The 18,931-nt window shown below is 61.6% G+C and carries 17 protein-coding genes; 12 read left to right on the top strand and 5 right to left on the bottom strand.

Annotation, left to right across the window (positions count from 1 at the left end; all coding sequences use genetic code 11):
• The first annotated feature begins 263 nt into the window (after positions 1-263).
• From Q8K09_RS13825 to zapE, 7 genes are all read left to right on the top strand, one after another.
• The gene (locus tag Q8K09_RS13825) at positions 264-1,322 is read left to right on the top strand and encodes an ABC transporter substrate-binding protein (protein ID WP_305255552.1); all 1,059 of its coding nucleotides are present in this window, start codon (positions 264-266) and stop codon (positions 1,320-1,322) included.
• 113 nt (positions 1,323-1,435) lie between these two features.
• Positions 1,436-2,242 (top strand): alkaline phosphatase family protein, encoded by an 807-nt coding sequence (locus Q8K09_RS13820; protein WP_305255551.1) that lies wholly within the window; start codon positions 1,436-1,438, stop codon positions 2,240-2,242.
• On the top strand, positions 2,242-3,081 hold the full coding sequence (locus Q8K09_RS13815; RefSeq protein WP_305255576.1) for an ABC transporter permease subunit: 840 nt from the start codon (positions 2,242-2,244) through the stop codon (positions 3,079-3,081). Before Q8K09_RS13820 ends, Q8K09_RS13815 begins: the two co-directional genes overlap by 1 nt.
• Positions 3,068-3,862 (top strand): ABC transporter permease, encoded by a 795-nt coding sequence (locus Q8K09_RS13810; RefSeq protein ID WP_305255550.1) that lies wholly within the window; start codon positions 3,068-3,070, stop codon positions 3,860-3,862. The genes Q8K09_RS13815 and Q8K09_RS13810 overlap by 14 nt, the downstream gene beginning before the upstream one ends.
• Positions 3,859-4,848, top strand: a complete 990-nt coding sequence (locus Q8K09_RS13805; protein ID WP_305255549.1) for an ABC transporter ATP-binding protein — start codon at positions 3,859-3,861, stop codon at positions 4,846-4,848. The genes Q8K09_RS13810 and Q8K09_RS13805 overlap by 4 nt, the downstream gene beginning before the upstream one ends.
• Positions 4,848-5,501 (top strand): HAD family phosphatase, encoded by a 654-nt coding sequence (locus Q8K09_RS13800; protein ID WP_305255548.1) that lies wholly within the window; start codon positions 4,848-4,850, stop codon positions 5,499-5,501. The genes Q8K09_RS13805 and Q8K09_RS13800 overlap by 1 nt, the downstream gene beginning before the upstream one ends.
• A gap of 77 nt (positions 5,502-5,578) precedes the next feature.
• Complete coding sequence (gene zapE / locus Q8K09_RS13795; RefSeq protein WP_305255547.1) at positions 5,579-6,712, top strand: cell division protein ZapE; 1,134 nt, start codon at positions 5,579-5,581, stop codon at positions 6,710-6,712.
• A gap of 132 nt (positions 6,713-6,844) precedes the next feature.
• Here the strand turns inward: zapE and grxD are convergent, their stop codons facing one another.
• Positions 6,845-7,171, bottom strand: a complete 327-nt coding sequence (gene grxD / locus Q8K09_RS13790; RefSeq protein ID WP_305255546.1) for a Grx4 family monothiol glutaredoxin — start codon at positions 7,169-7,171, stop codon at positions 6,845-6,847.
• A gap of 167 nt (positions 7,172-7,338) precedes the next feature.
• The gene (locus Q8K09_RS13785; RefSeq protein WP_305255544.1) at positions 7,339-9,447 is read right to left on the bottom strand and encodes a molybdopterin oxidoreductase family protein; all 2,109 of its coding nucleotides are present in this window, start codon (positions 9,445-9,447) and stop codon (positions 7,339-7,341) included.
• 312 nt (positions 9,448-9,759) lie between these two features.
• Between Q8K09_RS13785 and argF the strand changes: the two genes are divergently transcribed.
• Positions 9,760-10,680: an ornithine carbamoyltransferase gene (gene argF / locus Q8K09_RS13780; RefSeq protein ID WP_305255543.1), complete on the top strand. Its 921-nt coding sequence runs from the start codon at positions 9,760-9,762 to the stop codon at positions 10,678-10,680.
• Positions 10,677-11,786, top strand: a complete 1,110-nt coding sequence (locus Q8K09_RS13775) for an ABC transporter ATP-binding protein (protein ID WP_305255542.1) — start codon at positions 10,677-10,679, stop codon at positions 11,784-11,786. Before argF ends, Q8K09_RS13775 begins: the two co-directional genes overlap by 4 nt.
• A gap of 57 nt (positions 11,787-11,843) precedes the next feature.
• Here the strand turns inward: Q8K09_RS13775 and Q8K09_RS13770 are convergent, their stop codons facing one another.
• Positions 11,844-12,662: a PhzF family phenazine biosynthesis protein gene (locus Q8K09_RS13770; RefSeq protein WP_305255541.1), complete on the bottom strand. Its 819-nt coding sequence runs from the start codon at positions 12,660-12,662 to the stop codon at positions 11,844-11,846.
• 342 nt (positions 12,663-13,004) lie between these two features.
• On the opposite strand from Q8K09_RS13770, the gene Q8K09_RS13765 reads away from it, so the two are divergent.
• Both Q8K09_RS13765 and Q8K09_RS13760 read left to right on the top strand, forming a co-directional pair.
• Positions 13,005-14,234, top strand: a complete 1,230-nt coding sequence (locus Q8K09_RS13765) for an alginate export family protein (protein ID WP_305255540.1) — start codon at positions 13,005-13,007, stop codon at positions 14,232-14,234.
• A gap of 232 nt (positions 14,235-14,466) precedes the next feature.
• On the top strand, positions 14,467-15,249 hold the full coding sequence (locus tag Q8K09_RS13760) for a type IV pili methyl-accepting chemotaxis transducer N-terminal domain-containing protein (protein ID WP_305255539.1): 783 nt from the start codon (positions 14,467-14,469) through the stop codon (positions 15,247-15,249).
• Between the two features lie 582 nt (positions 15,250-15,831).
• On the opposite strand, the gene glpK is transcribed toward Q8K09_RS13760, so the two are convergent.
• Both glpK and ybaK read right to left on the bottom strand, forming a co-directional pair.
• On the bottom strand, positions 15,832-17,319 hold the full coding sequence (glpK, locus tag Q8K09_RS13755; protein WP_305255538.1) for a glycerol kinase GlpK: 1,488 nt from the start codon (positions 17,317-17,319) through the stop codon (positions 15,832-15,834).
• Between the two features lie 95 nt (positions 17,320-17,414).
• Positions 17,415-17,882, bottom strand: a complete 468-nt coding sequence (gene ybaK, locus Q8K09_RS13750; protein WP_305255536.1) for a Cys-tRNA(Pro) deacylase — start codon at positions 17,880-17,882, stop codon at positions 17,415-17,417.
• Positions 17,883-18,054: 172 nt separating this feature from the next.
• Here ybaK and Q8K09_RS13745 point away from each other — a divergent pair, with 172 nt between their 5' ends.
• Entirely contained in the window at positions 18,055-18,813 is a 759-nt protein-coding gene (locus Q8K09_RS13745; protein ID WP_305255535.1) for a DeoR/GlpR family DNA-binding transcription regulator, read from the top strand.
• Positions 18,814-18,931: the final 118 nt, after the last annotated feature.

Raw genomic sequence — 18,931 nt, 5'->3', positions numbered from 1 at the left:
AGTTTAAGCAGTCTTGATGACCAGGCCATGACAACTTTCTTTCAGTGGCAGTAAAAGCTGATGAAAATTGGCCTGCATGCCATACATGACCGATTTTTTCATGGTCTACGCTAGTAATGCACCGGTTTGTGCCGGCCGGATCTAACTGAAAAATGACCCGCATACATAAAAATGTCATTTAACACGCCTAGATTGGCCTAGGTCTTGCTGATCTAGACCAGACCTTTTTCGCTGCATGCATTTCAATCGCAAAGGAGTTTCCAATGAAACAACTGCTGCTGGCTTCATTGATGGGTTCAGCCATCGCCCTGGCAACCTCGGCCATGGCTGCCGACACGGATCTGCAGGCGCTGGAACAGGCTGCACGCGCGGAAGGCGCGGTGAACAGTGTGGGCATGCCCGACAGCTGGGCTAACTGGAAAGACACCTGGGCTGACCTGAACACGCTGTATGGCCTAAAACACATGGACACCGACATGAGTTCGGCCCAGGAAATCGCCAAGTTCGCCGCTGAAAAAGATAACGCTACCGCCGATATCGGCGACGTCGGTGCCGCCTTTGGCCCTATCGCCGTGCAACAGGGCGTGACTCAGCCGTTTAAGCCAAGCACCTGGGAGCAGATCCCGGCCTGGGCCAAGGACGCCGACGGCCACTGGATGCTCGCCTACACCGGCTCCATCGCCTTTATCGTCAACAAGCAACTGGTCAAAGACATTCCGCGCTCCTGGGCCGATCTGAAAACCGGCACCTATAAAGTGTCTGCCGGCGACGTCAGTACCGCCGCACAAGCGGTAAACGGCGTTCTGGCGGCTGCCATCGCCATGGGCGGTAACGAAAGCAACGTCAAACCGGCCCTGGAGTTCTACGGCGAACTGGCTAAGCAAGGTCGCCTGTCACTGGCCAACCCGACTATCCAGACCCTGGAAAAAGGCGAAGTAGAAGTCGGCGTGGTCTGGGACTTCAACGGCCTTAGCTACCGCGACCAGATCGACCCCGAGCGCTTCGAGGTGCTGATTCCGTCCGATGGTTCGGTGATCTCCGGCTACAGCACCATCATCAACAAGTGGGCAAAAAACCCCAACGCCGCCAAGCTGGCGCGTGAGTACATCCTCTCCGACGCAGGCCAGATCAACCTGGCCAAGGGCAACGCCCGGCCGATCCGCGCCGAGTACCTGACCCTGCCGGAAGAGGTGCAGGCTAAATTGCTGCCCCAGGCGCAGTACGCCAACGTGCAGCCGATCAAGGATCCCGCCGCCTGGGAAAATACCTCCAAGGCCCTGCCGCGCCTGTGGCAGGAACACGTGATCATCAATATGAACTAACAGCTTCAGTAACCCGTAGCCCGGGTCGAGCGCAGCGACACCCGGGAAACCTGACCTGGCTATCGCTGTGCTCAACCCAGGCGACGACTCACTTAACGATCACAGGATAATCCATGGTGTCCAAGGTCATTCTCGTCATTCTCGACGGTCTGAATTACCAGGTGGCCCAGCATGCGCTGGGTCATTTGCAGGCTTACTGCCAGGCAGGACGGGCCGCGCTGTACAAACTCGAGTGCGAGTTACCGGCGCTCTCACGTCCGCTGTACGAGGCAATTCTCACTGGTGTCGCGCCAATCGACAGCGGCATCGTGCACAACGATGTCGTGCGCCTGAGCAATCAGCGCAGCATGTTCCACTATGCCCGCGATGCGGGGCTGACCACCGCAGCTGCGGCCTATCACTGGGTCAGCGAACTGTACAACCGCGCGCCCTTCCAGGCTGCTCGCGACCGCCACACCTGCGATGCGGCACTGCCTATTCAGCATGGCCACTTCTATTACGCCGACCACTACCCGGACTCACACCTGCTGGCCGATGCCGACAGCCTGCGCCAGCGCTACCAGCCCAACCTGCTGCTGGTGCACCCGATGAATATTGACGACGCCGGCCACAAACACGGCCTCGATAGCTCGCAGTACCGCAACAGCGCACGCCGAGCCGATATTTTGCTGGCCGAATACCTGCAGACCTGGCTGGAGGCTGGCTACCAGATTCTGGTCACTGCCGACCACGGCATGAATAACGACCGCTCGCACAACGGCCTGCTCGCAGAAGAGCGTGAAGTGCCGCTGTTCGTGCTCGGCAGCGCCTTCAGCCTGAATCCCCAGGCTCAGCCTAGCCAGCTCGAAATCTGCGGCACGGTCTGCCAATTGCTCGGCGTGGCCCACGACAAACCTGTCTGCCGGGAGCTTCTGCAGTGATCAAAGCCCTTCGCGGCAAGTGGCTGGCACTCTTGTGCCTGCTGCCTTTTACCCTGTTTTTCATCGCTTTTCAGGTCGCGCCACTACTCTGGGTCGCCAGTAATAGCCTGAACACCGCCGATGGCTGGGGCCTGGGCAACTTCAGAGAAGCCTTTGCCTCACCCTTCTACCGCCAGGCGATCCGTCACAGCCTGGAAGTCAGCTTCTGGTCGAGCCTGATCGGCATCAGCATCGCCATTATCGGCAGTTATTCGCTGCGCCAGGTCGACAGCAAGCTGCGCGACTTTGTCATGGCCTTTTCCAACATGACCAGTAACTTTTCCGGGGTGCCACTGGCCTTTGCCTTCATCATCCTGCTCGGTTTCAACGGCGCGCTGACCATCCTGCTCAAGCAGGCGGGGATCATCGAGGACTTCAACCTCTACTCCAAGACCGGCCTGATCGTGCTCTACAGCTACTTCCAGATCCCCCTCGGCGTGCTGCTGCTGTACCCGGCCTTCGACGCGTTGCGCGAGGACTGGCGCGAGTCCGCCGAGCTGCTCGGCGCCAGCAACTGGCAGTTCTGGCGGCATATCGGCCTGCCAGTGATGGCGCCAGCCTTGCTCGGCACATTCGTCATCCTGCTGGCCAATGCCCTGGGCGCTTACGCCACGGTCTACGCCCTGACCACCGGCAACTTCAACATTCTGCCCATTCGCATCGCGGCCATGGTTTCCGGCGACATCTTCCTCGACCCGAACATGGCCAGCGCCCTGGCGATGATTCTGGTCGGCCTGATGACCCTGATCACCATCGTTCACCAATGGCTGCTGCGCCGGAGCTACCATGCCACACGCTGAAAAACGCTCACCGTTGCTGCACCAATTGATCGTCTATGCGCTGTTCATCATCCTGCTGCTGCCACTGCTCGGCACCCTGCTCTATTCACTGTCGACCAGTTGGTCGGCGAGCATCCTGCCCAGTGGCCTGACCTTCAAGTGGTACCTGGCGCTGTGGAGCGATGCGCGCTTTCTTGCCGCCTTTGGCCGGTCGTTGCTGATCTGCTTTGCCGCCATGGCGCTGGCGCTGATCTTGATTTTACCGCTCCTGTTCGTGGTCAATTACCACTTCCCCAGGCTCGACGGGCTGATGAACGTGCTGATCCTGCTGCCGTTCGCCATTCCCCCAGTGGTGTCCTCGGTCGGCCTGATGCAACTGTTCGCTGGCGGTCCGCTGCCGATTCTCGGCACTCCGTGGATCCTTATCGGTACCTACTTCACCATCGCCCTGCCGTTTATGTACCGGGCGATCAGCAACAACCTGCAGGCGATCAACCTGCGTGACCTGATGGACGCCGCCCACCTGCTCGGCGCCAGCACCTGGCGCGCGGCCTTTATGGTGGTGCTGCCGAATCTGCGCAAGGGCCTGATGGTCTCGGTGTTCCTCTCGTTCAGCTTCCTGTTCGGTGAGTTCGTATTTGCCAACCTGCTGGTGGGCAGCCGCTACGAGACCCTGCAGGTATACCTCTACAACATGCGCAACGACAGCGGTCACTTCACCAGCGCCCTGGTGATTTCCTACTTTATGTTCGTGCTGCTGATGACCTGGGCGGCCAACCGCCTGAATAAGGACAAGTCATGAGTTATCTGAGTATCCAAGGCCTGCACAAAAGCTACGGCACTACCTCGATCTTCAGTGACATCAACTGCGAGATCGGCAAAGGCGAATTCATCACCCTGCTCGGCCCCTCCGGCTGCGGCAAGTCCACATTGCTGCGCTGCATCGCCGGCCTGACCGGGGTCAACGGTGGGCAAATAGTCCTCGACGGCCAAGACCTGGTGCCGGTTGCCCCGCAAAAACGCGGCATCGGCATGGTCTTCCAGAGCTACGCACTGTTCCCCAACATGACTGTGCAGCAGAACGTCGCCTTCGGCCTGCGCATGCTCAAGGTCAAGGGCAGCGAAGCCGAACAACGGGTCAAGCAGGCCCTGGAAATGGTCGAGCTGAATGACTTTGCCGGCCGCTACCCACAGCAACTGTCCGGCGGCCAGTGCCAACGTGTGGCCCTGGCCCGCTCGCTGGTTACTCGCCCACGCCTGCTGCTGCTCGACGAACCGCTCTCGGCGCTCGATGCACGGATCCGCAAGCACCTGCGCGAGCAGATCCGCAGCATTCAACAGGAACTGGGCTTGACCACTATTTTCGTCACCCATGACCAGGAAGAAGCCCTGGTCTTGAGCGACCGCATTTTCCTGATGAACGCTGGGCAGATCGTCCAGAGTGGCGACGCCGAGACGCTCTATACCGCACCGGCCGATGCGTTCGCCGCCGGCTTTATCGGCAACTACAACCTGCTCGACGCCGAAACTGCCAGCCGCTTGCTCGGCCGGCCGATCGACAGCCGTGTCGCGATCCGCCCGGAAGCCATCCAAATAGGTGCGCAAGGCAACATCCAGGCGCAAATCCGCAGCCACAGCCTGCTCGGTAACGTCATCCGCTACCGCATCGAGGCCCGTGGGGTCGAACTGCTGGTCGACGTACTGAACCGTTCGGCCAGCGACATGCACGTCAATGGCCAGCACATCAACCTGAACATCGAAGACAACGCAATCTGTGAGGTGGCCTGATGGCCCTGGCAATTTTCGACTTGGACGAAACCCTGATCGGCGGCGATTGCGCCAGTCTATGGGCCCGCGAAATGGTCACGCTCGGCTGGGCCGACGGCGACAGCTTTATTGCCCGCGAGCAGGAACTGATGCACCAGTACAGCGCTGGCGAGCTGGCCATGGAAGACTATATGGCCTTCACCCTCTCGCCGTTGGTGGGCCGCACGGCCGAAGAAGTCGCTCATGTGGTCGAACCCTTCGTCGAGGACGTAATCGAACCGATCTTCTACAGTGACGCCACTCGCTGCCTGGCTACCCATCGCGCCGCTGGTGACCGCATTCTGGTGATCTCCGCCTCTGCGCATTTTCTGGTCAGCGCCATCGCCAACCGCCTAAAGATCGAAGAAGTCCTGGCCATCGACCTGGAACAACAACACGGTCACTACAGCGGCCGCACCCAAGGCGTGCTGACCTATCGCGACGGCAAAGTAAGCCGTCTGCGCGATTGGCTGCAGGCACACGACGAAACCCTCGACGGTGCCTATTTCTACTCCGACTCACGCAACGACTTGCCACTGCTGCAGGTGGTCGACAAGCCCCATGTGGTCAATCCCGATCCGACCTTGCTGCAACACGCCCAGCAGGCCGGCTGGCCGATTCTTGGCTGGCGCTGATTCACCGCAGAAAGTGGCGCGCGTGTACCCGCACAGGCTATAAAGCGCCTCGTTTCCCTGCAGCGCAGTCCTATTTTATGCCCAATAACTCTCCCCTGACCGCCTACCAGTACGCCATCGACCACGACGGCTTCAAGCCCGACCCCGCGCAATGGCAGGCGGCCCAGGCCTTGCACGACTGCCATCAGGCCTTGCAGCAAGATGCACCGATGCAGCCTGTGAGAGGGGTTTACCTGTGGGGACCGGTTGGCCGCGGCAAGACCTGGCTGATGGACAGTTTCTACAAGGGCCTGAAGGTACCGGCACGGCGCCAGCACTTTCACCACTTCATGCGCTGGGTGCACATCCGCCTGTTCCAGCTGACCGGCACCGCCGATCCCCTGCAGGCACTGGCCGTGGAGCTGAGCGAAGAGGTTCGGGTACTGTGCTTTGACGAGTTGTTTGTTGGCGATATCGGCGACGCGATCATTCTCGGCCGCTTGTTCCAGGCCATGTTCGAGCAGGGCGTGGTGCTGGTCGCCACCTCTAACCAGGCGCCCGAGCAGCTGTATGCCGATGGCTTCAACCGCGAACGCTTCCTGCCAGCCATCGTTGCGCTGCAGCGACATATGCACGTAGTGGCTATCGACGGTAACCAGGATCATCGCCTGCATCCCGGCACCGGCCATCGCCGCTACTGGGTCACCGCGCCCGGCATGCCCGGCGTGCTCAATCGCAGTTTCAGCCAGTTAGCCGCTGGCAGGCAGAGCTGCGACCAGCCCGTGAGTTTGGGTTCGCGGACGCTGCAGGTCATCCGCCACTGTGAAACGGCGCTATGGTGCCGCTTTGCCGACCTCTGCGAACAGCCCTTTGCGGCGCAGGACTTTATCGTTCTGTGCAACCGCTTCAGCGCCATTCTGCTGGATCAAGTACCTAACCTGAGCAGTCCGCAGCGCGCCGCGAAGATCGCCCGCGGCACCGAAGATGGCGTCGAGCGGGTGCAGGCCGGTGATCGACAGTTGCCCGCGCTGTCGATCAAGGACGACAGCGTGCGGCGCTTTATTGCCTTGGTCGATGAGTGCTACGACCGCAAGGTGCCGCTGTATATCGAAGCCCAGGTGCCCCTGGCCGATCTCTATACCGAGGGTTACCTGAGTTTTGCCTTTCGCCGCACCTTGAGCCGTCTGCAGGAAATGCAGTTGCAGCGTTTCGGCACAGGCACCTGCACCTGAGCAGTCAGGACTGCATGCCTGCCCGGCTCGGGCTACTGACAGACCCGTGCGCTGCATTCGACCTTTCGATGAGCTAAAAAGCGCATGCACAAAAAACCCCGCCGCGGCGGGGTTCTTCAAGGCAAAGCCGACTCAGGCGTCGGTTTTTTGCATGGCGTTCTTGATCAGGGTCTGCAGCTCACCCTTCTCGAACATCTCGGCCACAATGTCGCTGCCGCCAACCAGTTCACCGCCAACCCAAAGCTGCGGAAAGGTCGGCCAGTTGGCGTACTTGGGCAGGTTGGCGCGGATTTCCGGATTCTGCAGGATGTCGACATAGGCGAATTTCTCGCCACAGGCCATCACAGATTGTGAAGCTTTCGAGGAAAAACCGCACTGCGGGGCGTTCGGCGAGCCTTTCATGTACAACAGAACGGTGTTGTTGGCGATCTGTTCTTTGATGGTTTCGATGATATCCATGGGGCACCTCAGGTCTTAACTTCCCGACTCTCGGGTCGGCACGATGACGGCATTGTAGCTAAAAGCCGAGCGCAATGCTCGGCATTAGCCCGACGAGCTTTATCGGCCTGATAAAAGGCCATTTACCCATGCGCCGCCGCGCAGAGCGGCGCGTCATCCGCGAGCAGTCAGGCAGCGCTCACCACGACCGGCACACCATTGAGCACGGCATTGCCGGATAAGGCATCCAGCTGGCGCTCGTCGGTCAAGTCGTTGGCGCTGGCACCAGGTTGCGCGCTGGCAATGGCCAATTGTACGCCTGGGCGTGCGTGCCCCCAGCCGTGGGGCAGGCTGACCACACCGGGCATCATCTCGTCGCTGGCGACGACGTGCACGTCGACAGCCCCAACCCGCGAGCGTACCCGTACCAATTGGCCATCGCTGAGACCGCGCTGATCCAGATCAACCGGGCTCATGAGTAACTGATGGCGCGGCTTACCTTTCACCAGGCGATGGTAGTTGTGCATCCAGGAGTTGTTACTGCGCACATGGCGACGACCGATCAGCAGCAACTCGTCGGCCTTGGGCTGCGGTTGCATGGCGAAACGCGGCAAGTCGCTCAAGAGCAAGGCAGGTGCGGCTTGAACCTGCTGGCCCGGGGAGCGCAAACGCGCGGCCAGATTGGGCGTCAGCGCCCCCAGGTCGATGCCATGCGGATGTTCCAGCAACGTTGCCAGGGACAGTTTGTGCTCGGACTTGTCGCCATAACGCCCCATACGCAGGCCCATGTCGACTATCTCGGCCGGCGCCATGGTCGGCTTCAGCGCCACGCCGAGCGTGCCGGCGAAGGCCTTGGCCAAGCCGACGAAAATCTCCCAGTCATGTAGCGCGCCAGCCGGTTTTTCCAGCACTGGCAGGTTGAAGCGGGCGACATTACGCACGGCAAAACTGTTGAAGGTCATGTCGTAATGATCATGCTCCAGCGGGCCGGTGGGCGGCAGGATCAGATCGGCGTAGCGGGTGGTTTCGTTGATATAGGGGTCGATGCAGAGCATGAACTCCAGGCCTTCCAGCGCCTGCTCCAGCTGGCGGCCATTGGGGGTCGACAGTACCGGGTTGCCAGCGACCGTAACCAGTGCGCGAATCTGCCCCTCGCCCGGCGTCAGCATCTCTTCGGCCAAGGCCGCGACTGGCAGTTCGCCGCCGTATTCCGGCAGGTTGGAAACGCGGCTGCGCCAGCGGTCGAAGTGGGTGCCGGAACTGCCGGTGGTCAAATCAATCGCCGCCTCGGTGCACAGCGCCCCACCTTCGCGGTCGAGGTTAGCGGTGACCAGGTTGATCAGCTGGATCAGCCAATGACAGAGCGTGCCGAAGGCTTGGGTGGAAACGCCCATGCGGCCATAGCACACCGCCTTGTCGGCTGCGGCGAAGTCGCGGGCCAGTTGGCGAATAGTTTCGGCCGGCACACCGCAGCGCGCACTCATGGCCTCGGCGGTGAAGCCGGCGATGGCGTGGCGCGTTTCGTCCAGGCCGGCAATCGGCAGGTGACTGCTACGGGTCAGGCCTTCTTCGAACAGGGTATTAAGCAGGCCGAACAGCAGCGCGGCATCCTCGCCAGGCCGCACGAACACGTGCTGATCGGCAATCGCTGCGGTTTCGCTGCGGCGCGGGTCGACCACCACTACTTTGCCGTCGCGCGCCTTGATCGCCTTCAGGCGTTTCTCCACATCGGGCACCGTCATGATGCTGCCGTTGGAGGCCAGGGGATTGCCGCCAAGAATCAGCATGAAGTCTGTGTGATCGATATCCGGAATCGGCAGCAGCATGCCGTGACCGTACATCTGCAGGCTGACCAGGTGGTGCGGCAGTTGATCCACCGAGGTGGCCGAGAAGCGGCTGCGGGTCTTCAGCAAGCCGAGAAAGTAATTGCTGTGGGTCAAAAGCCCATAGTTATGCACGCTGGGATTGCCCTGATAGACGGCCACGGCGTTCTGTCCGTGGCGCGCCTGAATAGCACCGAGGCGTTCGGCGACCAGGGCGAACGCCTCGTCCCACTCGATCGCCAGCCACTCGCTGCCAACCCGGCGCATGGGTTGGCGCAAGCGGTCGGGGTCGTTCTGAATATCCTGCAAGGCCACCGCCTTGGGGCAAATATGGCCGCGACTGAAACTGTCCTGAGCGTCGCCCTTGATCGAGCGAATCTGCTGACTGCCGTTGGCCTGAAGCTCGGTTTCGATGGTCAGGCCACAGATGGCTTCACAGAGATGGCATGCACGGTGATGGAGGGTCTTGGTCATGGCCTGGCCTCATATTCTTGTTAGAAACGACCGCCGAAGGTCGATAAACCAGACTATGGAGGCTGGGAGCACCCCGCACCAGCAGCGTTAGTTTCATGAATCGACGAGCATCAGGCCAGCCAATTGCGCATAACGGCGGCACTGTCATGCCATACCTGAACAACCGGACGATTTGCGCCTGCCCGAGGTTCCTTATAAGATCGCGCCTTTCCCGTTTCGTCGCACTGTGCGGCTCCCAGCCGTAGGTTCTGCCGTTTTCCCTGTTAAACCCGGCCCTTGAACCTGCGCCCTGCTGTCAAAAGGTAGTTAACCATGAGCGCAAGACACTTTCTCTCGCTGAAGGACTGCACACCGCAAGAACTGGTGAGCCTGATCCGCCGCGGCATTGAGCTGAAGGACTTGCGCAACCGTGGGGTGCTGTTCGAGCCGCTGAAGAACCGTGTGCTGGGGATGATTTTCGAGAAAGCCTCGACCCGCACGCGCTTGTCGTTCGAGGCGGGCATGATCCAACTGGGTGGCCAGGCGATCTTCCTTTCGCCACGCGACACCCAGCTCGGCCGCGGCGAGCCGATCGGCGATGCCGCCATCGTCATGTCGCGCATGCTCGATGCGGTGATGATCCGCACCTTTGCCCACAGCACCCTGACCGACTTCGCGGCAAATTCGCGAGTACCGGTAATCAATGGTTTGTCCGATGACCTGCACCCCTGCCAGCTGCTGGCCGACATGCAAACCTTTCACGAGCAGCGCGGCAGTATCAAAGGCAAGACCGTGGCCTGGATCGGCGATGGCAACAACATGTGCAACTCTTATATAGAAGCCGCTGAGCAATTCGACTTCCAACTGCGCATCGCCTGCCCTGAGGGTTACGAGCCACACGCCGAATTCCTGGCCTCCGCCGGCGAGCGGGTACAGATCCTGCGCGACCCACGTGAAGCAGTCGCCGGCGCACACCTGGTAAGCACCGACGTCTGGGCCTCAATGGGCCAGGAAGAGGAAGCCGCCGAACGTCACAAGTTGTTCGCGCCCTATCAGGTCAACCGAGCCCTGCTTGATGCCGCCGCCGTAGACGTGCTGTTCCTGCATTGCCTGCCAGCCCACCGCGGAGAGGAAATCAGCGAAGACCTGCTCGACGACCCGCGCTCGGCAGCCTGGGATCAAGCGGAAAACCGTCTGCATGTGCAAAAGGCCCTGCTCGAGTTTCTGGTCGAGCCGGCGTACCACCACGCATGAGCCAACCCCTACTGCTGAACCTGCGCGACCTGAGCTGTGGTTACAACGAACACAAGGTGGTGCAGGACCTCAATCTACACCTCAATGCTGGGGACATCGGTTGCCTGCTCGGACCTTCAGGTTGTGGCAAGACCACCACCCTGAGGGCCATCGCAGGCTTCGAGCCAGTGGTCACAGGCGAGATCCAGCTGGCAGGTGAAGTCATCTCGCGCGCAGGCTATACCCTGGCGCCTGAGAAGCGCCGCATTGGCATGGTGTTCCAGGACTATGCGCTGTTCCCGCACCTGAGCGTGGCGGAAAATGTCGGGTTCGGTGTCCGCAAGCAGGCCAACTGCGAGCGCATCACCCAGGAGCTGCTGGAGCTGGTCAAGCTCAGCCACCTGGCCAAGCGCTACCCACATGAGCTGTCGGGTGGCCAGCAACAGCGTGTGGCCTTGGCCCGCGCACTGGCTCCCGAGCCACGCCTGCTGCTGCTCGACGAACCCTTTTCCAACCTCGATGGCGAATTGCGTCGACGCTTGAGCCATGAGGTGCGTGACATCCTCAAAGCCCGTGGTACCAGTGCGATTCTGGTGACCCATGACCAGGAAGAAGCCTTCGCCGTCAGCGATCATGTCGGCGTCTTTAATGAGGGTCGGCTGCAGCAGTGGGACACCCCCTACAACCTCTATCACGAACCGCTGACACCCTTCGTCGCCAGTTTTATCGGCCAAGGCTACTTTATTCGCGGCCAGTTGCTTAGCCCGGACACCGTGCAGACCGAGCTGGGCCTGATTCGCGGCAATCGCGCCTACACCTTGGCAAGCGGCAGTACCGTGGATGTGCTGCTGCGTCCGGACGACATCATTTACGCCCCGGACAGCGCGCTGAAAGCGCTGATCGTCGGTAAGACCTTCCTTGGCGCAGCCACCCTCTACCGCCTGCAACTGGCCACCGGCAGCCTGCTGGAGTCGCTGTTCCCCAGCCATGCCGACCACCACCTTGGCGAACATGTCGGCATTCGTGTGGCGGCGGACCACCTGGTGGTGTTCCCTACCCCCGGCAGCGTCGCCACCCAAGTCAGCCTTGGTGAATCAGGGGTCAGGCGCTGCAGCAGCGCCAGCTAACTAGCGCCGCTCGCAGGGTGCGCAGGGCCGCCCAGGCCATGCGCACCAACTCCACGGTTAACCCGGTCCACCATCCTCGCTCAAACACAGCCGCCCGCTGGCCACTAATACCGCCTGACCGGCGATCTTGACGCGCTCACCCTCCAGCCTACAGTGCAACTCGCCACCGCGCGCCGAACACTGATAGGCACTCAGTTGCGTCTTGCCCAAACGCTCGGCCCAATAGGGCGTGAGCATGCAATGGGTCGAGCCGGTGACCGGGTCTTCGTTGATGCCGATAGCAGGGGCGAAGTAGCGCGAGACGAAATCATGCTGCTCGCCTGGCGCGGTGATCAGCACCCCCAGACCCGGCAACTCGGCCAGGGCTGGCAGATTCGGCCGAAACGCGCGCACGGCGGCTTCCGACGGCAGAATCACCAAAAGTTCCTGAATCCCCTGCGGGCCTTGCAGGGCCAATAACGCCTGCACCGGCATGCCCATGGCCTGCTCGACCTGCGCGTTCAACCCACAGGGTTCGGCCCTGCGCAGCGGGAAATCCAGCACCAGCAGGCCCGCCTCGCGACTCACCCGCAGCGCACCGGACAGACAGATAAAATCGATGGTCTCGCCCGCCTCGGCATACAACTCAAACAGCACATAGGCACTGGCCAGGGTGGCATGCCCGCACAGCGGCACCTCGGCGAGCGGGGTAAACCAGCGGATATGCCAGGCACTGCCCTCCTTCACCAGAAAGGCGGTTTCTGCCAAGTTGTGTTCGGCGGCGATTTGCTGCATCAGTGCATCGCTGAGCCAGCGGTCCAGGCGATAGACAATGGCCGGGTTGCCGGCGAAAGGGCGATTGCTGAAGGCGTCGACCTGATGGAACTCGAGTTGCATAGGGGGTACTCCTGATCTGCAAGAAATCGAGCATGCCGAAATCCGCGCCCGTGCGCCCGCTACAGTCGCCCGCGATAAAGGCATTACAGCTGCACTGTCCCAAGGCGCAGCGAGCGAGCGCGGTGCACGGATCAATCGCGAAAGGTTCTAAAAAAACCACTAATCCTAAATAAATCAGACACTTGAAAATCCTGGCACGCCACCTGCTATGTCTAGCCTCGGTCAGCACAACGGCGTGTCTGCCACACATCCGACAACAACGTCACCGTACCCCGCTCATCTTCGAGCCGCGGGCACTGTGACGTTTTTTTTTGCGATTTTGGCCCATATAGGAAGCATGCCATGCGCCCGATAACACTCTCCCTCTTGTCCCTGGCCATCGCCAGCAGCACCTTCAGCCACGCCGCTTTCGCTACCCAGCCACTGAGCACACTGATCACCGAAGGCAAGCCAATCCTCGACCTGCGCTACCGCTACGAACACGTCGATCAGGACAATACGCTGAACAACGCCAACGCCCAGACCCTGCGCACCCGCGTCGGCTTCCAGAGCGGCAAGTGGTACGGCCTCTCGGCGCTGGTCGAGGCCGACAACGTCAGCCGCATTGGTGACGCCAGCTACAACAGCACACGCAACGGCCAGGGCGACTACTCAGTGGTCGCCGACCCGGACGGCAGCGAGGTCAACCAGGCCCTGTTGCGCTATGACCATACATACGGCAGCGCCGTGCTTGGTCGCCAGCGCATCAACCTGGACAACCAGCGCTTCATCGGCGGCGTCGCCTGGCGGCAGAACGAGCAGACCTATGACGGCGCCCTCCTGCAGCTCAAGCCCCTCACCGGGCTGACCCTGAGCTACGCCTATATCGACACTATCAATACCATCTTCGGCCCCGGCAACGGCCGCTTCGATACCGCCGCCAACCCGGCCAATATCGACGGCCACAGCCACCTGCTGAATGCCCAGTACGTGCTGATGCCCGAGCTGATTGCCAGCGCCTACCAGTACCGCCTGGGCCTGGATAACCTGGCCGCTGGCGGCCAGTCGAGCCAGACCACCGGCGTACGCCTGAATGGCGTCATCTCGGGGATCAGCTATGCCCTGGAGTACGCCAAGCAAAAGGATTACGCCGATAATCCATTGAAGCTGGATAGCGACTACTACCTGGCCGAACTGGGCTACACGATCCAGGGCGTCGCGCTGAAGGCTGGTTATGAGGTACTGGGTGGTGCTTCGGGGCCGGGTAACCGCGCCTTCCAGACCCCGCTGGCGACCAAGCATGCTTTCCAGGGCTGGGCCGACATCTTCCTGCTGACCCCGGCCAATGGGATCAAGGACGCCTACCTCGGCGGCAGCGCACCGCTACTGGGCGGCACCCTGGCGGCCTGGTATCACGACTACCGCGCCGAGCGTGGCAGCAGTCACTACGGCTCGGAGATCGATGTCTCCTACGCCCATGCGATTCCCGGCGTGAAGGGCCTGGTCGGCCTGGTCAAGTACGCCGGCTACAATGCCGACGACGTCTCCGTCGACACCGACAAGCTCTGGGTGCAACTGCAATACAGCTACTGACGGCCAGGCCCTGCTGTGCGGGGCCTTTCCCGTGGATCTGCTGCGGTTATGCGTTGCCACGAGTGCAGCCTGGATGACTGTATCGTCCCGTATGAGCGGCTTCAGCCGCGAAATTCGCGGATAAAGACCAGGCGTCCACAGCGCACCGGCAAAAGCACCACACCGTATGCAGACCACGGCCTTGCGCTTACGCCGCAGTCCGGTCGTCGCGGACCTCAAGGAGACACCCCCTATGCTCAAACCCATTATTGCCAGCCTGCTGTTCGGCCTAGCCCTGCTCAGCCCACCGAGCTGGGCAACCATCAACGCCGCCGAAGCGATGAACCTGTCCGGCATGCAGCGCATGCTCAGTCAGCGTATCGCCAAGAGTTACCTGATGATCGGCGCCGAGGTTCGTCCGGACCTGGCCGAACAACAACTCGACCAGAGTATCGCCAAGTTCGAGAGTAACTACCTGGCCCTCGGTGACTATGCACCCACCGCACAGATTCGCACCGCTCTGACCGACGTGGGGCAAACCTGGCAACGCTACCGCGAACTGGCACTGTCGCGCCCGGACAAACAGCAGGCGCTGACCATGCTGGAACTCAGCGATCAACTGCTGGCGCAGAGCGAGCAGGTGGTGCAACTGCTCGAACGCCACAGCGGCGGGCAAAGCGCACGCCTGGTCAACCGCAGCGGCCGCCAGCGCATGCTCAGCCAGCGCATCGCCAAACTCTACCTAGCCATGAGTTGGCGCCTGCCGGTCGCCGGCCTGGAGCAGGCCTTCGATCAAGCTGTGGAGGAATTCGACCAGGCCCTGCAGGAACTGCAGCAGGCCCGGCAGAACACCCCGGCCATCGCCAAGGGCCTGCAGCAGGCCGAAGCGCAATGGCGCTTCACCCGCGCCGGCTTCAACCTATCGGCCGACTCGCGCTTTGTACCGACAGTGATCGCCACCACCAGCGAGACCCTGCTGTGGCAGATGAATGAGCTGACCAGCCAGTATGAAGGGGTGATGCTGGCGGGTTCCTGAGGCGGCCGGCAGGGCGTGCCATGCGCACCACCTCGACCCGCCCAACACAATTGGTGCGCGCAGCGCACCCTACGCTGGCCAATGTTTATCCCGGCCAGCGCAGCACTGCGGTGCACCCGCTCAATCCCGTAGGGTGCGCCGTGCGCACCAGCTCGACCCGCCCAACACAGTTGGTGCGCGCGGCGCACCCTACGCTGGCCAATGTTTATCGCTGGCCGGCGCAGCACTGCGGTGCACCCGCGCAACCTGAAGGGTGCGCCGTGCGCACCAGCTTCGCAGCGCCTACCCATTAGTGGGCGAGACGCACCCTACGCTGGCCAATATTTATCGCTGGCCGGCGCTGCACTGCGGTGCACCCGCTCAATCCCGTAGGGTGCGCCGTGCGCACAAGCTTCGCCGCGCCTACCCATTGGTGGGCGAGACGCACCCTCCACTGACCAATGTTTATCGCTGGCCGAGCACTGCGATGCACCCGCTCAATCCCGTAGGGTGCGCCGTGCGCACCAGCTTCGCCGCGCCGACCCATTGGTGGGCGAGACGCACCCTACACTGACCAATGTTTATCGCTGGCCGGTGCATCGCTCAACCCTCGCTGCGCACCCGCTGCACGGCATCCAGCCAGCCGTGGTAAAGCGTGCTGCGGTGCTCTGCGCCCATGCGCGGGTCAAAGCGCTGTTGGCGCTGCCAATGCCCGGCAATCTCGTCGAGGTCGCGGTAGATGCCCGCCTTCAGCCCCGCCAGATAGGCCACGCCGAGGGCGGTGGTTTCGGTGATCTCGGGGCGCTCGACCGGCACGCCGAGGATGTCGGCAAGAAACTGCATGACCCAGTTATTCTCCACCATGCCGCCATCCACCCTTAGCGCGCTGGGTTCGGCGGCGCCGTCCTGGCGCATGGCTTCAAGCAGGTCCCGGGTCTGGTAGCAGACTGATTGCAAACCGGCGGTAACGATCTCTTTGATCCCGGTGTCACGGGTCAAACCGAAAATCGCGCCGCGCGCCTTCGGGTCCCAGTAGGGCGCGCCGAGGCCGGTAAACGCCGGTACCAGGTAGACCCCGCACGCATCGCCAGTCGCCTCAGCCAGAGCCTCGCTTTCGCGCGCATGGCTGATCAGCTTGATGCCGTCGCGCAGCCACTGCACCGCGGCGCCAGCGACGAAGATGCTGCCCTCCACCGCATACGTGACCTTGCCATCCAGGCGGTAACCGACGGTGGTGAGCAAGCGATTTTTCGAGGCCACCGGCGTATCGCCGGTGTTCTGGATCATGAAGCAGCCAGTGCCATAGGTACTCTTGACCATGCCCGGCTGGAAGCAGGCCTGGCCGATCAGCGCCGCCTGTTGATCGCCAGCCATGCCCAGCACCGGGATCGCTGCGCCGAGCAGTTCGGCGTCGATGACACCGAAGTCGGCGGCGCAATCCAGCACCTCGGGCAGCAGGCTGGGCGGAATCTCCAGCAACGCCAGCATGTGCGCATCCCACTGCTGAGTGTGGATATTGAACAGTAGAGTGCGCGAGGCATTGGTCGCGTCGGTTTTGTGCGACTTGCCGCCGGTCAGGCGCCACAGCAAAAAGCTGTCCACCGTACCGAAGCGCAGTTCGCCACGCTCGGCACGCTCGCGGGCACCGGCGACGTTATCGAGAACCCAGCGCAACTTGGTGCCGGAGAAATAAGGATCGATCAACAGCCCGGTCTTGGCCGCCACTGCCGCCTCGTGGCCAGCGGCCTTGAGCTCGGCGCAGTAATCGGCGGTGCGCCGATCCTGCCAGACAATAGCCGGGTGAATCGGGGTGCCGGTCGCCGCGTCCCACACCAGAGTAGTCTCGCGCTGGTTGGTGATGCCGATGGCCGCGATCTGGCTGGCGTCCAGATTGCCCTGGATGAGCGCTTCACGGCAGACCGCAAGAGTGCTCTGCCAGAGCTCTTCACCGTCGTGCTCGACCCAGCCATCCTGCGGGAAGTACTGCTTGAACTCCTGCTGCGCACGTGCCACCGGCAAGCCCTGGGCATTGAAGATAATGGCGCGGCTGCTGGTAGTGCCTTGGTCGATCGCAAGCAGGTAGTCGGACATGCAGATTTCCTTGTTGTTATGGCGTTTGCAACAGTGTGTGCGCTGCGCTCAGCGCCAACCTACGGTGCCAGCGGTTAAAGCACCGGCGCAACTCATTACCGGCCGATGGCAGCGAAACCGGCCTGGGTCAGTTGCGCCAGCACCTCAGCCGCCAACTCCACCTCCAGCCCGCGCCGCCCGGCGCTGACGAAGATACTCGGATAGTGCTGCGCCGACTCATCAATAAAGGTGCGCAAGCGCTTCTTCTGCCCCAGCGGGCTGATGCCACCGAGTAGATAGCCGGTGGCGCGTTGCGCCGCAGCGGGGTCGGCCATGTCGACCTTCTTCACCCCGGCGGCGTGGGCCAGGGCCTTCAGATCGAGGCTACCGGCAACCGGCACCACGGCGACCAGCAACTCGGCTTTCTCACTGGCGACCAGCAACGTCTTGAACACCCGCGCCGGTTGCAGATTGAGTTTCTCCGCGGCCTCCAGACCATAGGAGGCAGCCTTGGGATCGTGGCTGTAGCTGTGCACCTGATGTGCAACTTTGTGTTTCTTCAGCAGATCGATGGCTGGCGTCATGTTCGTTTGTGAAGATTATCTGGCTAAGTCCGCGTACCTTAGCCGAAAAAACTGCCAGGAGCAGTTTTTAACGTCGCGCAGCGACGGCCCGCAGGGTGGCCGCCATGGATGGCAGACCATAAAATTTCTTCAACGACAGCCTATAATGCTGAACAAAACAAGGATCCCGACCATGACCCTGGCGCCCCGCCAACATGACATCCTCGCCCTCGCTCGCGAACGTGGCTACGTCAGTATTGACGAGCTGGCCCAAGCATTTGCCGTCACCCCGCAAACTATCCGTCGCGACATCAACCAGTTGGCCGAGCAAGGCCTGCTAAGGCGCACCCATGGCGGCGCGGCGAGCGAAGCGTCGAGCACCCAGAACACCGCCTACACCATGCGAGCCGGACAGATGCGCGAGGAGAAACAACGCATCGCTGCGGCCATCGCAGCACACATCCCCGATCACGCTTCACTGTTCATCAACATCGGCACCACCACCGAGGCAATTGCCCGTGAACTGCTTAAACGCAAGGGTTTGAAGGTCATCACCAATAACTTGCAGGTCGCCGCCCAGCTCAGTGCCAAGGCAGATTTCGAGGTATTGGTGACCGGCGGCACCGTGCGCAGCGACGGCGGAATAGTCGGCCAGTCGACGGTAGATTTCATCCAGCAGTTCAAGGTCGACTTTGCCCTGGTAGGTATCAGCGGCATCGATGAGGACGGCAGCCTGCTCGACTTTGATTACCAGGAAGTACGGGTTTCCCAGGCCATTATCGACAATGCCCGGCAAGTCTTTCTCGCCGTCGATTCGAGCAAGTTCGGGCGCAATGCAGTCGTGCGCCTGGGCTCAATCACCCTGGTCGACCGAGTATTCACCGACGCCGCACCGTCACCCACAATTAAGCGCCTGCTGGCCGAGAACAAGGTCCAGCTGGACGTGGTCTGACGCCTGCTGCCTCCACCATGACCGCTCGGCGCGAACCCGAATATCCGCACTGGCGTAGCCGTGCATATTCGACTAGGATATTTTCGAAACCGAACATCACAAAGTTCACTTTCGACTT

This window comes from Pseudomonas sp. (genome assembly GCF_030683065.1).
Taxonomy (GTDB): domain Bacteria; phylum Pseudomonadota; class Gammaproteobacteria; order Pseudomonadales; family Pseudomonadaceae; genus Aquipseudomonas.
Note: the sequence above shows the minus strand (reverse complement) of the source record. Positions and strands in the feature narration are given on the sequence as shown.